The sequence below is a fragment of the Microcoleus sp. S28C3 genome (assembly GCF_036700785.1).
Taxonomy (GTDB): domain Bacteria; phylum Cyanobacteriota; class Cyanobacteriia; order Cyanobacteriales; family Microcoleaceae; genus Microcoleus; species Microcoleus asticus.
In genome coordinates, this window is sequence record NZ_JAUBPO010000018.1 from 15,396 (window position 1) to 31,271 (window position 15,876).

Here is a 15,876-nt window from a genome sequence, read left to right on the forward strand (position 1 = left end):
ATTTTAGACCGAAGTTTGAGATCCCAGATTCATCTGTGAAGTAAATCTAAAATCTAAAATCTAAAATCTAAAATCGATTGAGGGTTTATCCCAAAATTTTAGACCGAAGTTTGAGATCCCAGATTCATCTGTGAAGTAAATCTAAAATCTAAAATCGACTCACTATTCTTTGACTCGCACATCGATGACGCTGGCGTTGAAAATGTACTGTTTGCCTTCAAGCTCTAGCGTAGTGCCAATTTTGACTTTCGTATTACCTAAAACCGGGCCATTTTCAGTAAGTTGACCTTTTCCCTCTAAGGTAAACATCATATTTTTGCTGAAGGATTCTTCTTCTCTGGGATCGGGGAGAGCTTTCAGAGTGCCGTTGGGCTGAGGAACTGCGAGGGTTCTGGTGAGAGTTTTGACAGATTTGATGGTAATCTGACCGGAGGGTTGATTGCGGATCACCACATTGATTTTATCGCCTGCTTTGAACAAATTTTCAACGTTTGTCCCTTTGAGACCGATCGCAATTGCATCAATCTCTACAGGTTTGACACTGGTGCCGACTTGGGCGACGGAACCGCCAGAAGTGCCGGGAAAGAAGAAGATTCCGACTGCAACTAGCAGTACGATCAGAGCGGCACCTACGTCTAGGATGCTGAGTTTGCCGAACAGTCGGCCTTGAGAATCCAAAATTTTCATAAATCGCTTAATTAACTGATAGCGACAGGAGTATGTTTACAAGCTCAGGACTTACCCAGACATCGATGAAAAACAGATGCTGTGATTGCTTGGCTACCGCTCGCAATGACATACGTTATTGATGCGTAAGTCCTGAAGCTAAAAGATATTACCACAACGATCGCCCAAAATCCGCATGACTTGGGCACTTAAAGCAGAAGGCAAAAGGCAGTTGAGGGCGGTTGGTTGGGCAGTGGTCGATCGCCCGGAGGCTGGCGGCGCAGTTAAAAATTTGCAAAAAGCTAGAATAGCAACTAAGCAGCGTCAAATTGCGTCTGCCTATTTAGTGACTTTTCGAGTTTTTCCTAAAATTTTACGTAACTTCTGCCACGTATCAATCATGTTAAAAAGTTTTTGGTTGACTTGCCGGCGTACCTGCGGCCGGGGGATTTATCTGTTTCTGTCGCTGATTGTGGCTGCGGGTATCTGGGTGATTTCCCCGGAACAGACTCAAGCATTTTCTTTGCCTGAACTGATTTTTCGGGGCATTCAAGTTATCCAATTGTCGAATATGTCCGATAGCCAAGAGGTGACTATTGGCCGACAAATTAATCAGCAGTTGGCGAACAGCGAGTTTAATATTGACCGCGATCGCGCCACGACACAATATATCAACCGCATCGGTCAGCGACTGGCCGAGGAAAGCACTCGCCCGAATATTCCTTATACTTTTCAAGTGATTGACGACGACAATATTAATGCTTTTGCGACAATGGGCGGTTTTGTTTATGTGAATAAAGGTTTGATGGCGGCGGCGGACAATGAGGCCGAATTGGCAAGTGTGCTCGCCCACGAAATCGCTCACATTAGTGCTCGCCACGCAATTCAACAAATGCGTCAAATGGCGATCGCTTCTGGTGTAGCTTCGGCGACTGGGCTCGATCGATCTCAGGCAGTTCAGATTGGGGTGGAGTTGGCTTTGCGGCGCCCCCACAGCCGCCAAGCTGAATATGAAGCCGATCAGTTGGGATTGCAAACTATGGGGCGAGCGGGCTACGCTCAATCTGGGATGGTTGATTTTATGAAAAAGTTGCTCAACAAGCCTTCTCCTCCGAGCATTTTGAGCACTCACCCGGCTACTGCCGATCGCATTGCTGCTATCTCGCAGGCGATAGACCCCGAACTCGCTAGCGGTGAAGGTTTGAATAATGAGGATTACAGGTTAGAAATCCGCAGGCTTTTGGGTTCGTAGCAAAAGGTCATACAATTTTAGATTTGAGATTTTAGATTGGGATGACCGCTCTTACTCGATCATCTTCGCGTCTTCGCGGTTCGTTAAAACATCAATATAGTTCGTAGGGCGCGTCAGCGATCGGGTCAATTTGGATTTAATCGATCGAACTTAAACTGACGCACCCTACAACTACAAATTGATTTAATACTGCTGTTGAACAACAGGATCGCTCGCAGGTTCCGGGGGTGCAATCTGCTTCGGCTTCAATTGTCTGACAACTTCGTCAAACGGCAAAATTCGGACTTGATTGTTAAAGACATTTACTTGATAAACTCTGCGGTAGCTCAGGTCAAATCCTGTCAGCCAGCCGCTTTTCTGATGATAAGCACCCGTGTCAATATCCAACCACCCTTCGCCCCTGACTAATTCGCCTGGCCTGACACCCTCAAAGGTAAAGGTGATCGTGTGACCGGTGATAATTAATTTATTGGGAAAATAGGGTTTCGACATAGTGTGAAATTCTCTGCGAATCCAACAGAGTTGTTCGATCGACTGCTTCTCAATTGGCATATGGGGGTCAACGCCGGCGTGAACCAGCCAGATGTCCCCTAAGTCCAGGTGCGTGGGGAGCGATCGCAGCCACTCTAAGTGTTTGTACGGCATCATCCCTGTATCTCTGTAGCTCGCTACTGTCGCATCGCCGCCGCTGTACAGCCAAGATTGCCACGCTCGCATATCCATCGGCACCCCCGACAAAGCCTCCAGCATCAGTTGTTCGTGGTTGCCCAACAGAGTTTGGTAGGGGCTTTGCTGGACAAAATCTAATACCTGAGCGCTTTTGGGGCCGCGATCGATTAAATCTCCCAAAAAATAGACGCGATCGTCCGAGCCGGGGGCAAGTGCCTCTAGCAGGGTCATTAAGCCGTCGTAATGCCCGTGTACGTCCCCGATAACAATGCGCCGGTGCTCCATTGTGTTTATCCGCTTCCCTGAATCAAAAGCCAAATCTCTAGCTTATAGCATCTGATTTTGCTGCTATTTGCCTCCCCTCTTTTACGGTGGAGGGGTGTCACCCATTATACTGCTTTGTATAAATGTCGTGTAAAGATCGCCAGTATCTGTTTGCGTAGCTAGTGAGAGAAATACAGGCAAGCTGTTAGTTGTGCTTCTGCAACTGCTGTTACTGAGCCAAAGCTTTGAGTTATTGCAGGCTGTAGGGTGCGTCAGCGATTAGCCGATGGATTAAGTCGAAAATAATCCTAGCTGACGCACCCTACAATACGATCGAGCTTTAACTGCTGTCACTGAGTCAAAGCTTTGAGGAATGTCTGGAGCTCTGCCAAAAAACCTTTCTTTTTTACAGGTTTTGCAGGTGTGGTGGAGTCAGGATCGGCGCTTGGGAGATAAGCGGCTAAAATCCGCTCTAAATCGTCTCCGACAGGTTTTTGGGCGGTTTCAGAAATTAGTTCGTATTGGTCGTTTGTTTCCAGCCAGACTTGCCAGGATTGGGGGTAGCAGCGAAATAAAGCCGCAGTGTCTAGGGGTCTGATGTAGTAGCAGGATTCGATTTTGCTGAGGAATCGATCGCGCAGTTGGCGGCCCGCATAGCCTATACCTATGGTGGCAACATCTTCGAGGCGCGGATTGAGTAAAATAACTGGGCGACCGGCCGCAGCTATGTAGAGTTTTTCGACTTGGGCCACTTCTACAGCCGCCGGGTTCACCAGCAGGAACAGTTCGTCTTCCGGCGCTATTTTCTCTTCAACAGCCGTGCGGCTGCTGCCCAAATCAGTGACTTTAAACGATGTTTCTCCCCAGTCGCGGCGCGCGAGGGCGGCAGCACCGGTGTCGGGAAAAAAGACTTTGACTCCGGGGTAGATTTCCTCAAATTCTGGGAGGAATTGTAGGGTGATAGACTGTGCTTGCAGGGGGATTTCTGGAAATACTAATTCGACTTGCAGTAGAGTTTTGCCGTCCGAGAGGGCGGCGGCGGTTGCAATGCGGGATTGGGCGATCGCCTCGTTGAGATCCTTGGGCAGTTCTGTCATTAATCTTATTATTTTTGCTCGACTTTTCTCACTCCTATTTTACCGCATTAAGCAACAAAAGCTAACACCGACGCAGGCGAGCCAGAACCTCCCAAAAGGCGCAATATTCCGATAACTAAAGTGATTTCAGCGGTAGGTAAAAAGTCAAGATTAGTCAGATTTTCCAGGACTATTAGCTGCTTTTCCAATACCAGTTTATTAACGGCAAAACTTTCATCTCGCCCGGTATCTACTCCGTGAGTGTCGGTTCCCACTCCGGCGATCGAGCGTTCTTCTAGCAAAAATTTAGTGGCTGCTGTGCCAAACCCGGGAAAGTGGCAAATTCCGCGATCGTCTCGGTTGAAAAATGCTCGCTCGTCATCCCATTTTTCTTGCCAGCCAGTATACAACAAAATTACATTTCCCGGTTCTATAAGTTTGTGCTGCCGTTCCCAAGTCAATATATCATCAATTGTTAAAGTGTAGTCGGGATTGGCAAGACTTTGCTCTCGGATGTCGATCGCAATTGCAGGGGAAACTAGCGACTGCGGCGAATAACTATCAATGCTGGCGCCTCCTGCATAAAAGCTGTTGGGTGCGCTGATGTGAGTGCCGCTGTGTTCTCCCATTGATAATTTTCGCAGGAAATAGCCGTGTTTTTCTATTTGAGATACTGTTTCAAATTCTGTCGCTGGATCGCCCGGCCATATAGGAATATTTGGGTGGATTGAATGGCTTAAGTCTACAATTTTGCTGTAGGCGATACTTTTTAAGTTATTTGAGTTAAAGTTGTTGGTCATTAGGTTAAATATATCTATTATTTATTAAACAGAGTTGATTTTTTGAGTTTCTGCTATCTCAATCTAAAATCTAAAATCTAAAATCTAAAATTCGCTTAGTCGATCGAGCGTTGCTGCCATTACATCCTTTGTTTGCCCGGAAACAGTATACACCAAAGCTTCTCGATAAACTCTCCCGGCCGGGTGCACAATACCGTTAGCAGCACCGCTAGAAACTGCAACCGCAGCGTGCCCGCAGCGCACCGCTAAATCAATGGCTTGAGCTCGCAGCGCTAATTGTTCTGCTTTCGAGCTATGTTGAGATTGTTGGAAATTCTCTTTTAGCCGATCGAGCTTTTGCTCTAGTTTTTGATAAGCTGCCGCTATAAAAGGTAAATTTTTAGCAGCCACCGCTGCTGCAATTACATCCAATCCCGCTCGAATACAGCCAAAAGTACCCGGAACAGAATTCAGTATATTTTTGCTGTCGTTTTCCGAAATCCACCCGACAGGTTTAACCGAAATTATTTCCGATTCGTGCAGCCACCAATTATCGAGAGTTACTGTCACAGTATTAGTCGAGTTCATGGCGATTAATTGCATGATGTCGCTGAATGTTATTTTACCATTTTCGCGTTCAATATTAACAAAAGGTAGCAAACCGAAAACAGCGCGCTCGTCAGGAAGTACCGCAGCTACAATAAACTTTTGAAACAATCCAAAACCTGTTATCCAAGGAACTTTTCCTGACAATAAGTAGCCATCTTTTGCGGGAGTTGCGGTGACGGCCGGATTGCCCGATCGCCTCAAATGCGAAAACCCAACACCCAAGCGTAACTCTTTTTGGGCGATCGCCGGCAAGTATCTGCTTTTTAGCATTTCATTGTCACTGTTTGCAAGCATGGCAGTTGCGCTGTGGTGCTGAGTTTGCAGGAAAGACAAAGCGCCGGAATATCGAGCCGTCAATTCCTGATATTGGTAAAAAATCTCCGGTGCAATTTCAGCCCCGCCCCATTTTTGGGGAACTCGCAATGCTAAGAGCGATCGCTCTTCCAATCCAGCAACTGCTGTTTTCAGTGCTTCCGAGTCGCTGTCGATAATTTCCGCCTGGGGTGCAACCCACTTTTGCAGGTAATTTTCTGTGCTGTTGAGAATATCTTGAAAATCCATTTTTTATAATTATTTTATAGCAGAGGTAGGGACACGGCACTGCCGTGTCCCTACTTATTTCCTCACATTGTGCACCCTTATCAAGAACAGGCAAGATGCCTGTTCCACAACAAATAAATTCTATCTATTGTGGAACGGGCATCTTGCGCGTTCATAAAAGGCTTGTTGAGAATGCAACAATTAACTTTTTACCAGACTTTCCAAGGAGCCTTCCCTTCATCCCAAAGTTCGTTTAAATACTTGTATTCTCGATAAGTATCCATCGCAAAGAAGAAGCCCTCATGACGGTAAGCCATCAACTGTCCCTCTGCGGCCAAACGCTGCATCGGCTCTTGTTCTAAAATACAATCATCTCCCCCCAAATACTCAAATACCCGGCGGTTAAATATCATATATCCAACACTAATCCAGCCGTCGATTTGAGGTTTCTCAGAAAATTGTACTACCCGGCTATCGCTGTCTACATCCAAAATTCCAAAGCGAGAGATTGGGCGAAATGTAGTGACTGTTGCCAGCTTACCGTGAGACTTGTGAAAATCGACTAAGGCGTCAATATTGACATCAGCTACTCCATCACCGTATGTCACCATAAAATTATCGCGATCGATATATTTTTCGATCCGTTTTACCCGCCCTCCCGTCAGGCTTGCCGCGCCAGTTTCAGCCAGGGTAACATTAAAATCTTGTTCGAGATGTTCCTCGTGATAAGTGATGGTATTTTTGCGGCCTAAACAGATAGTAAAGTCATTGTTCATGGCTTCATAATTGAGGAAATATTCTTTAATCATGTTGCCGCGATAGCCCAAGCACACAATAAAGTTTTGGAAACCGTAGTGGGCATAGATTTTCATGATGTGCCAAATAATCGGATGCCCCCCCACATCAACTAAGGGTTTGGGGCGAAATTCTGTTTCTTCTCTGAGACGAGTACCGAGACCGCCGGCTAGGATAACTACTTGCATTTTTTCACAGTTTTAAAGATGATAAATTAATTTATCATCAATCATTAGTGATTATTTCAAAGAATTATTAATATTTTCTCATAATCAGTAAAGCTTTGTAAACTACAAAAATCACGAACTATTATAAATAATCGTAGGGTGTTCGGTGCGCACCGTATATTTGAATGCTGCGCGCAATTTATAACTTACGAATGGTAGATTCTAAAATAGACAAAAAAACAGCAATCATTTATACTAAATCTAAGAAAGAGATTCAACAGCAATGAAAAATCAACTCGATCGCCTAAAAAACTTTTTAGGTATCCTCTGTGCGATCGCCTCAATAATTATATTATTCCAATCGGCAATCCCTGGTGTTTACGCCACGGTTGTTGCACCGGAAATCTCAACCATACCACAAACCACCGTAGCTTTTGTGCCCAACATACCGGGCGGCGGATTAGACTTTCACGAAGCAGCAGGAGGGCACACTTTAGAGAGACACGTTGGCAAAACAGAAGCACAACTAGCACAGCGACTCGCAAGCGAAACGAGAATTTCTGCCGCATCTTCTTTTAGTGACCGTTCGGTCGCCGAAGCGGCTATTGGGGAAGCAATGAACAGAAATCAAAATGCGATCGACTCCTGGGTGAAAAGTCGAGGTAATCGTTATACGATCGACTACAACGCCAACAGAATAATTGGCATTACTATGCGTCGCCGCGCATCCAAAGCAACTTCAGCATCTCGCCTGAAAATCGTCCTCCAGCGCAGCACCAAATTACCTCCCGGATACTTTATTCTCACAGCCTATCCCGAATGATAAATCAATTTCCTCATTTAACCCAATTTTTCAGTTCCTACTTTCACCAAGACTGGCCGCTAGAAGCTGACATTCCCAGCGATGTAGTGAACAACTACCGCAGCAGCGAACCGCGCGCAAGTGTTGAAGCTGCATCGCAAGAACTCGACAAACTGCTAAAAATGCCGATCGCCCCAGCCGATTTAGAAACATTCATCCTCGATGAATTAGGGTGTTACTACGACCCAAATTCAGAAAATCAAACCGTCAGAGAATGGTTGGAAGCCGTGCAAAAATCTTTGAAAAATCCCAGCTAAATTCTATATATTTGTAAGAACACGGCTATATATTTGTAAGGACACGGCAGTGCCGTGTCCCTACAATTAATCGCGGTAGGGACACGGCACTGCCGCGTCCTCTATATAATTCCGGTGCAACCAGAAACTATATCACTTGCTAACAGTCAATAAGTAGCCTTCGTGGACGTTGAAATTAGGGATAACATAAGCCAAGCTGCCGCTACCCACCGACAAGTTTTCTTCTTTAACCGTGACCAGCTTCTGCACCGATCCTTCTTGATTGTTGGGAATTTTTTCTAACTTTAGAGTGACTTTCTGACCTTTTTGAATACCTAGCTGCTCCAAATTTCCGAGGTTTAATGTTACCGTTGTTGCTAAGGAATAATTGCGGTCGAAATAACCTAAAAGTATTTGTGCTTTACCTTCTGGATTTGACTTGCTGGCTAAAGCGACAAGGCGATCGTTATCTGACCGACTCAGCACCCGCGAATTAACTCCGTCGGCATAAGCTTTGTAAGTCCACCAAGCTGCTCTCGGCTCAAAAGTATTAGGCGTGACCATCCCAGTCAGCGTATTGTTGAAGCAATTGCTAACTTTTCTAGCTCCTGCTGTATTCCAACAAGCTCTGCAAGCACCGTCGGCTTTTGCGTATTCCAACTGATAGAAATAACCTAAAATTTCTCCCGGCTGATACTGCGCTAATTCTCCGACAATCTCGTTGACGTAAATTTTTTGCAACTTCAGTTCTTTGTAAGAAGGACTTTGCTGAAAATTGCGTTTAGCATCAATGACATGATCGTCCACAAATAAAATCTTGCTATCGTTGAGTTCGTGCCAAGCTAAAAAATTTACTTCCAGTTTGTTCGCTTTGCAGTAATCCAAAAAGTCAGCGAGATATTCTTTGTTGTAAGTGCTGATACTCGGCCCGCCAATCATAGCTGACGGCCCCAATTCTTCCCGCAAAATTTTGTAAGCCCTTTTGTAAGTTTCAAAGAATTGTTCTTGGCTTCCCTTCCAAAACGGATTTTTTAAATCTGGTTCGTTCCAGATATCCCAAATAATTTTCTTGCCTTTATTTTGCTGGGCTAACTGTCGGATGAAGGCTTCCCACGCGGGGTAATTTTGATAGGGCCAGCCTTTGGGATTGGTACCGTAGCCCCACAAGTCGCTGACTACCAGTTGAAACTCAGCTCCGTTGGCGATGACGCGATCGTAAATATCGAGTCTCCCGACCCGCCAAAGTTTCGGCTGCAAGGGTTTGATTGAGTTATCCGGGGGCTGGCTGGGGTCTATTCCGTGCAGCATACCGCTCATGGAAATTGTTCCGGTGGCTGGTACTCCAAAATCTACTGTTACGTTCGATCGCAGTTGGGCAACAGTTGGTTGCTGCCCCAAATATGTTATTAACAGGACAGTTACCGCCGCTAAGCAAATTGGCAGCAGTTTATTAATAGGTTTGAACTTGAAAGTGAATTGCATATTGTATGGGGTGAGTTTTTAACTAAAACTGTTAGGGTATTTAGAAACTTAGAAGGGCGGATACGGGGGCTTCGACGTGAAAGTTGGGCGAACCGCACCGCCCTTACATAAATCGGATATATCGGTGTTATTCTTGTGATGTTAAGAATGCCATTCCGATGCAAAATGGCATTCTGTCATCCAAAGTCCTAACCGACAGACAAGGCAACTTCAAAACCCTGTATTGATTCTATCAATTGTTGCCACGCTTCGGAATGAATTAGCGAGTAAGTATCGAGTTTAACGCCTTTTTGTGAAGAGAACACAGCAAAACTTGCGATCCAGCTCAAGATGGTTTCGGTTGTCAACAGTGGCGTACATTTCCAAGATGACTGCAAATTCTCAACCATCCCAGACACATCCCCGCGCTCGCAAGCTTCCCATGCCTTCCATACTAAATAGTAGTAATTGAGCATACTGTCAACTTGCTGGATCTGCTTTTGGACTTTGGGGGCGATAGATGATTTTTCTTGTTGATTGCTGCTAGCGGATAAGGCTTGTTCGATAACCTCTGCGTATTCCAAAAGCATCCGTTCTTCTTTGAATAATTCTTCAGCCCGCAGTTTGCAAGCTTGTCCTGCCAGCCTCCGCAATTCGGGATTTTCCGCCCATAGTTCTACCGTTGTAGCTAAGTCTTGTGCTGTTTTTTGCTGGTCAATTTTAGGATCGGCTATCAACTTTCCAGTATCTCCCAACTCTTCGGGAATGCCGCTGACTGCTGTGGCAATTACTGGCAATCCTTTCGCCATTGCTTCCATCACTGCTAGTGGCATTCCCTCTGCTTCGGAAGATAAAATAAAGATGTCGCTGGCGTCTAACCAATCGGCAATATCCCATCGCTGACCTAGGAATTTAACCTGTTCGGTGACTCCTAATTGGCTCGCAGTTGCTCTCAATTCAGACTCCATATCGTCGTGAGTGGTAGAACCGGGGCCGGCCCACACAAAGTATAGCTGCGGCCAAACTGGACGATTTTTCAGTTGGGCGATCGCCTGCAATTGATACTGATATCCTTTAATTGGAGTCAGTCTCGCCGCCGTGAAACAAACGACAGCTTCTTCGGGGATTCCTTGTTCTTGGCGCAGGCGTTGGCGGGTTGAAAGATTTGGGGGTTCAAAATAACTGTTCGGCCTGCCATAATAAATAACTTTGCCCCGTTTTAGAGGCACTTTAAAAATTCGTTTGAACAAGTTGAAATTTTCCTGTGAAACTGCTACTACTGCTTTGGCTAAATCGTACTGATAGGAGACTGCATCAAAATAGGGAATTTGATCGCCCCGATCGAAAGTTTCATAATTGCGGCCAATATAACCGAGAGTAACTATGTACGGTATGTTCTGCTGAATAGCAACTTGTTTTGCCGCAAAATTTGCCATCGGTGAGCCGTCACTAAATACAATTAAATTCGGTTGAGCCTGCGCGTAAATTTTTTCAGCATCCCCTAAATTGTAAGTAACTCGCAAAAACTCTTTGATCGTGTCAAACTCCAGCCAAATATGTTCTATACCTAACTGTTTTTGTTCGACAATTAAAGGGTTAGAAGCTTTAGTTTGAACGCTAATAACTTGGTACCCGTCGGCTACTAATTTACACATCAGCGAGTGATTGAACTGAGCTAAACCTCCCACTCCGTGGTCTTCTGCGTACAGGAGAACGCGGGGTTTTTGCGGTTTGCCAATCGAAGTATGTGCAGGTTGTTGAAATTGATAAGAATTATTAACGGCTAATACTACGATCTCTTGCCATTCTTTTAAATTAGTTAAGGCATAAACATCAAAGATGTCTCCATTTTTTTCCGAATAATAACTAAAATTTTCCAACCATTTAAAAACAGTTTCCGTACCTCTAAAAAGAGTATAATGAAGAGATTTTTCCAAACACTCGACCATCTCTGCCAAACATCCATCGCGGTACATCCGCCACGCTATCCATACTAAACACTTGTAACGTTCCGCGCGTTTCAAGTCGCGGATGTGCTGAGGTAAGTCTAGCCGCGCAAAAAATTGCTCCATCACAATTTCCATATTTTTCATTACTTTGGAGCCGCCGGATATGAAATTGCTGTCGTGCTGGCGGTAGCAGGTTAATATCTCTTCTAACCAAACAGACTTGCCGCCTTTTAAAGCTAAACGCAAGACAAAATCTAAATCTTCAAGTGGTGCAAAACGAGGTTCAAAACCCCCCAAGCGTTCCCACCACTCTCGCCGCAGCATCATGGCGCTGGGACGCACTGATTTGTTCAAAACTAAGGTTTCTAAATCTAATGTGGGTGCTTCTTCCCAAGGCATTACTCCATAGATGCTTTCGTCCTTTTTATCAACTATAAGCCAACCTGTTTGCACCAAATCTAATCTGGGGTCAGCGTCAAAGCGAGCAATTTGTTTTTCTAGTTTTTCGGGTAGGAAGAAGTCGGCGCTGTCGAGAAAAGCTAAAAATTCGCCTTTGGCTAGTTCGCAGCCGCGATTCCGAGCTATTGCTGAGCCTTGATTTTCTTGATAAACGTACTGAATTACATCGCAGTAAGGCTCTAAAAATTGGCGAGTGTTGTCGGTAGAGCCGTCATCTACGACAATAATTTCCCAGTCTGGGTAAGTTTGGTCGATCGCACTTTCTACGGCTCTAACAATGTAGCGTTCGCAGTTGTATGTCGGGATAATTACGCTGACTCGTACTGCTTTTTTGGGAAGTATGTTAGACATTAACTGTTGCCATTCTGGTAAGTTTCTTAAAGATTGCATACTTAGGGGAAATCCGTAAGCTTTAGCAATAGCACCCAGACGATTTATCCAATCTATTACGGTTTTTATAGCAGAGTAAGGAGTATAAGGGAAAGATTTTTGGTAATACTCAACCGCTGCCACCGGATGACCAGTATAGTACAAGTGCCATGCCATCCATGTCAGTGCTTCGTAGAAAGCAGGATTTTCTAACTCGCGGATGTGCTGTGGCAAATCGGGTTGGCTGAATAAATTCTGTTTTAATTTAATAAACAGATTTGCTTGTTTGAGAGATTTTTGAATTGACACATTTTTGTCATGCTGGCGATAACAGACTGTGATTTGTGGTAGCCAAGAAGCTTCGCAGCCTAATAGAGCTAAACGTAATAGTAAATCCGCATCATCTACGGAATCAAACTCCGAGTTAAATCCCCCTACAAGTTCTAACCACTTTCGTGAAAACATCATCGCGCTGGGAAGTACGGGCATCTGTACTATCCATGCTTCCAAGTCTAATTTGGGTAAATATTCCCAACATTTGATATCAGAAATTGTCTCTCCTTGCTCGTTAACTAAACGCCAGCCGCTATTGACAATTCCTAATGAATCTGAGGAGCGAAACAGCGCTACTTGTGCTGCTAACTTATCTGGCAAAAAGAAGTCATCTTGATCTAAAAAAGCAATTAATTCACCTTGGGATTCCTGAATTCCTCGGTTGCGAGCGGCTGCTACTCCTTGATTTTCTTGATAAAAGTAGCGAATTCTGTCCGTATAAGGCTGCAATACTTGATGGGTGCGATCGCTAGAACCGTCGTCTACAACGATAATCTCCCAGTTTGTATAGGTTTGACTCAAGACGCTTTCTACAGCTTGTGCGATGTAGCGATCGCCATTATATACAGGTATAATTACGCTGACTTGCGGTATCGAATTTGCCATTGACATGAGTTTGCTAGATGATAACGAAGGGTTGGGGAACCTAACACGGATTTAAACGCGGATACACAGATTTTTAATCGCTGTTGGGCTAGTAAAATACAATTTTACTGATATTTACAGCTCTAATGCTGACATCAACCTAAATTGAAATTTTCAATTGGGTGTTTTTAGGATAGACAAAATACAGGTTCAAAACCCTGTATGCCCTCGACTAATTGTTTCCATTCTGCTGAGTTAGTCAGAGAATATGTATCCAATCGATGCCCTTTTAATGACGAAAAATTTCCAAAACATTCTACCCAGTTCAGCAGCGTTTCTGTACTCAAAAAAGGCGTACAATTTAAAGATTCTTGAAGCCACTGCTGCATCCCGATGAGATCTTCTTGGCAGTAAGCGTGCCACGCTTTCCACACTAAAAAGTTGTAGCGCACCCGGCTTTCTACCTTCGCCATCCACCCCTGCACCTGTTGTTGAGTAACAAATTGATCTGTTTCGAGATCGTCGCAAAGTAAAGCTTTTTCGATCGCCTCAACAGACTGTGCGAGCATCCGCTCCTCTTTGAACATTTTCTCGGCTCGCTGCTTGCAAGCTTTGCCGATTTGGCTGCGCAATTCTGGATTCATCGCCCAAGCTTCTACAGTTTCCGCCAATTCCCTCGCTGTTCCCTCCGGATCGGTATTCGGATCGGGCAACAACTTCCCAGTATCGCCGAGCCCTTCTGGAATGCCGCCCGCTGCCGAAGCAACTACGGGCAATCCTTTAGCCATCGCTTCCATGACTGAAAAAGAAGGTGCTGCATCGCCGAGAGATGTCAAAATGAATATGTCGCTAGCATCCAGTAAATCTAAGATATCCCAGCGCTGTCCGATCAATTTCACGCGATCGCTCACTCCTAACTCTCTAATAGCTTTCCTCAATTCTCTTTCTACATCGCAATAGCTTCCCTCACCATTCCCTGCCCATACAAAATACAGTTTAGACCACACCGGAGATTGTTTCAACTGCTTGATTGCTTCGATCTGATATTGATGCCCTTTAACCGGTGCCAATCGAGCAGATGTGAAACAGACAATGGCATCTTCAGGAATTTCTAACTCTTGCCGCAGGCGTTGGCGAGCCGAAGCATTAGGAGGTGCAAAATATTCAGGAGAGCGCCCCAAGTAAATCACTTGCCCCTTATCTTTGGGTAAATCAAAGTCATCGCACAATAAATTCAAATGTTCTTGTGCGCCAACAATCACCGCTCTAGCTTGCAGGCACTGATACAGCACTCCCTCTCGATAAGGCACTACATCCCCGTAGGCAAAATTTGCGTGAGCTGGCATAACTAACCCGATTACCATCATGTATGGTATTCCCATCTGAATAACTACCTGTTTAGCTGCAAAATTGGAATAGGGCCAGCCATCGCTAAAAATAATCAGATCGGGTTTATTAGTAGAAAAAATCTCTTGTGCATCCTCAGTATTTCTTAACACCCGCGCTAAATCTCTATGGCTGCTAAAATCCAGCCACAAGTGCTCTATACCTAACTCTCGTTCTCGTTCAACCAAGGGGCTAGAATGTTTAGTTTGCACGCAAGTGACTTGATAGCCCAACAAGGCTAACTGACAGAGAATGGCATGGTTGTACTGCGCTAATCCTCCCACGCCCGGATCGTCGGCGTTGTAGAGTAAAATGTGCGATTTCCTACGGGATAGCTTCGCTTCACGTGCTTTGGGAGGTGTGAAAATAGCACTTTCTTGGGATTGGGGCTGATGGGTCATAACCATCAAAATTATATCTTGCCATTCCCCTAACTGACTAAGCGAATAAGCATCAAAATTGTCACCGTATTCTTCAGAAACGCTCTGAAAAGTTTGCAGCCAATTTAACACTGTTTCTGTGGGCGAAAAAGGGGTATATTGCAATGATTTTTCCAAACATTCCGCCATCTCTGCTAGATGACCGCCGCGATACATCCGCCATGCCATCCACACCAAGCATTGATAGCGTTCCTGGTTTTTTAACTGGCGGATTGACTGAGGCACATCAGGTCTAGCAAAGAATTTTTCCATCAGAATTTCGGTATTCTTCATTAGCGGAAAACCGCTTGACATCAGATTGGTATCGTGCTGTTTGTAACAGGTAAGTACCTCTTCTAACCAAACTGCTTTGCACCCCTTTAAAGCTAAACGCAAGGCAAAGTCTAAATCTTCGGTCGGCGGAAGCTGAGAATCGAAACCTCCCAATTTTTCCCACCACTTTCGGCGCAGCATCATCGCACTCGGCCGCACGCATTTATATATAATAAAGCTTTTTAAATCTAATTTTTGTGATTGCTGCCAAGGCTTGACAGCAGAAATCTCTCGCCCGGTTTCATCGACCATGAACCAACCTGTTTGCACCATATCTAATGCCGGATCGACCTCAAAGCAAGCTAGTTGTTTCTCTAGCTTTTCTGGTAGGAAATAGTCATCAGCATCTAAAAAAGCTAAAAACTCCCCTTTGGCTAGCTGGCAAGCACGATTGCGAGCTATTGCTGCTCCTTGATTTTCCTGATAAATGTAGCGAATTCTGTCAATATAAGGCTGCAATACTTGATGCGTCTCGTCTTGAGAACCGTCGTTTACAACGATAATTTCCAAATTAGTAAAAGTTTGACCCAGCGCGCTTTCCACCGCTTGCACGATGTAGCGATCGCTATTATATGCAGGTATAATTACGCTGATTAGCGGTGTTCGATTGAATGTTGACATTATTGAGCTCGCTGTTAACCTTACTGTCTAGTTTATATTAATGTCG

The 15,876-nt window shown here is 44.8% G+C and carries 12 protein-coding genes; 3 read left to right on the forward strand and 9 right to left on the reverse strand.

The features are described from left to right. Nucleotides 1-162: 162 nt before the first annotated feature. Nucleotides 163-687: a DUF4330 domain-containing protein gene (locus QUA13_RS07855; RefSeq protein WP_333197791.1), complete on the reverse strand. Its 525-nt coding sequence runs from the start codon at nt 685-687 to the stop codon at nt 163-165. Nucleotides 688-1,066: 379 nt separating this feature from the next. On the opposite strand from QUA13_RS07855, the gene QUA13_RS07860 reads away from it, so the two are divergent. Continuing rightward, the gene (locus QUA13_RS07860) at nt 1,067-1,918 is read left to right on the forward strand and encodes a M48 family metallopeptidase (RefSeq protein WP_333197841.1); all 852 of its coding nucleotides are present in this window, start codon (nt 1,067-1,069) and stop codon (nt 1,916-1,918) included. A 183-nt stretch (nt 1,919-2,101) separates the two neighbouring features. Here the strand turns inward: QUA13_RS07860 and QUA13_RS07865 are convergent, their stop codons facing one another. The 5 genes from QUA13_RS07865 to rfbF form a co-directional block, all read right to left on the reverse strand. After that, complete coding sequence (locus tag QUA13_RS07865) at nt 2,102-2,872, reverse strand: metallophosphoesterase family protein (protein ID WP_333197793.1); 771 nt, start codon at nt 2,870-2,872, stop codon at nt 2,102-2,104. Nucleotides 2,873-3,201: 329 nt separating this feature from the next. Then, nucleotides 3,202-3,948, reverse strand: a complete 747-nt coding sequence (locus QUA13_RS07870) for a DUF1995 family protein (protein WP_333197794.1) — start codon at nt 3,946-3,948, stop codon at nt 3,202-3,204. Nucleotides 3,949-3,995: 47 nt separating this feature from the next. Next, a complete protein-coding gene (locus tag QUA13_RS07875) occupies nt 3,996-4,727 on the reverse strand; it encodes a cyclase family protein (RefSeq protein WP_333197795.1) in 732 nt (243 codons plus the stop codon). Nucleotides 4,728-4,811: 84 nt separating this feature from the next. Beyond that, entirely contained in the window at nt 4,812-5,876 is a 1,065-nt protein-coding gene (locus QUA13_RS07880) for an acyl-CoA dehydrogenase family protein (RefSeq protein ID WP_333197796.1), read from the reverse strand. 188 nt (nt 5,877-6,064) lie between these two features. Next, the gene (rfbF, locus tag QUA13_RS07885; protein ID WP_333197797.1) at nt 6,065-6,838 is read right to left on the reverse strand and encodes a glucose-1-phosphate cytidylyltransferase; all 774 of its coding nucleotides are present in this window, start codon (nt 6,836-6,838) and stop codon (nt 6,065-6,067) included. Nucleotides 6,839-7,100: 262 nt separating this feature from the next. On the opposite strand from rfbF, the gene QUA13_RS07890 reads away from it, so the two are divergent. Both QUA13_RS07890 and QUA13_RS07895 read left to right on the forward strand, forming a co-directional pair. Beyond that, nucleotides 7,101-7,640, forward strand: a complete 540-nt coding sequence (locus tag QUA13_RS07890) for an RNase A-like domain-containing protein (RefSeq protein WP_333197798.1) — start codon at nt 7,101-7,103, stop codon at nt 7,638-7,640. Beyond that, a complete protein-coding gene (locus QUA13_RS07895; RefSeq protein WP_333197799.1) occupies nt 7,637-7,936 on the forward strand; it encodes a contact-dependent growth inhibition system immunity protein in 300 nt (99 codons plus the stop codon). The genes QUA13_RS07890 and QUA13_RS07895 overlap by 4 nt, the downstream gene beginning before the upstream one ends. A 132-nt stretch (nt 7,937-8,068) precedes the next feature. Here QUA13_RS07895 and QUA13_RS07900 read toward each other — a convergent pair whose 3' ends face one another. From QUA13_RS07900 to QUA13_RS07910, 3 genes are all read right to left on the reverse strand, one after another. Continuing rightward, entirely contained in the window at nt 8,069-9,397 is a 1,329-nt protein-coding gene (locus QUA13_RS07900) for a GH39 family glycosyl hydrolase (protein ID WP_333197800.1), read from the reverse strand. Nucleotides 9,398-9,585: 188 nt separating this feature from the next. Beyond that, complete coding sequence (locus tag QUA13_RS07905) at nt 9,586-13,092, reverse strand: glycosyltransferase (RefSeq protein WP_333197801.1); 3,507 nt, start codon at nt 13,090-13,092, stop codon at nt 9,586-9,588. Nucleotides 13,093-13,259: 167 nt separating this feature from the next. Then, on the reverse strand, nt 13,260-15,830 hold the full coding sequence (locus tag QUA13_RS07910; protein ID WP_333197802.1) for a glycosyltransferase: 2,571 nt from the start codon (nt 15,828-15,830) through the stop codon (nt 13,260-13,262). Nucleotides 15,831-15,876: the final 46 nt, after the last annotated feature.

What these genes read in the sequence shown, in the direction of transcription:
- QUA13_RS07855 (WP_333197791.1), bottom strand. Translation starts at nt 687, where the DNA reads ATGAAAATTTTGGATTCTCAAGGCCGACTGTTCGGCAAACTCAGCATC.
- QUA13_RS07860 (WP_333197841.1), top strand. Translation starts at nt 1,067, where the DNA reads ATGTTAAAAAGTTTTTGGTTGACTTGCCGGCGTACCTGCGGCCGGGGG.
- QUA13_RS07865 (WP_333197793.1), bottom strand. Translation starts at nt 2,872, where the DNA reads ATGGAGCACCGGCGCATTGTTATCGGGGACGTACACGGGCATTACGAC.
- QUA13_RS07870 (WP_333197794.1), bottom strand. Translation starts at nt 3,948, where the DNA reads ATGACAGAACTGCCCAAGGATCTCAACGAGGCGATCGCCCAATCCCGC.
- QUA13_RS07875 (WP_333197795.1), bottom strand. Translation starts at nt 4,727, where the DNA reads ATGACCAACAACTTTAACTCAAATAACTTAAAAAGTATCGCCTACAGC.
- QUA13_RS07880 (WP_333197796.1), bottom strand. Translation starts at nt 5,876, where the DNA reads ATGGATTTTCAAGATATTCTCAACAGCACAGAAAATTACCTGCAAAAG.
- rfbF (WP_333197797.1), bottom strand. Translation starts at nt 6,838, where the DNA reads ATGCAAGTAGTTATCCTAGCCGGCGGTCTCGGTACTCGTCTCAGAGAA.
- QUA13_RS07890 (WP_333197798.1), top strand. Translation starts at nt 7,101, where the DNA reads ATGAAAAATCAACTCGATCGCCTAAAAAACTTTTTAGGTATCCTCTGT.
- QUA13_RS07895 (WP_333197799.1), top strand. Translation starts at nt 7,637, where the DNA reads ATGATAAATCAATTTCCTCATTTAACCCAATTTTTCAGTTCCTACTTT.
- QUA13_RS07900 (WP_333197800.1), bottom strand. Translation starts at nt 9,397, where the DNA reads ATGCAATTCACTTTCAAGTTCAAACCTATTAATAAACTGCTGCCAATT.
- QUA13_RS07905 (WP_333197801.1), bottom strand. Translation starts at nt 13,092, where the DNA reads ATGGCAAATTCGATACCGCAAGTCAGCGTAATTATACCTGTATATAAT.
- QUA13_RS07910 (WP_333197802.1), bottom strand. Translation starts at nt 15,830, where the DNA reads ATGTCAACATTCAATCGAACACCGCTAATCAGCGTAATTATACCTGCA.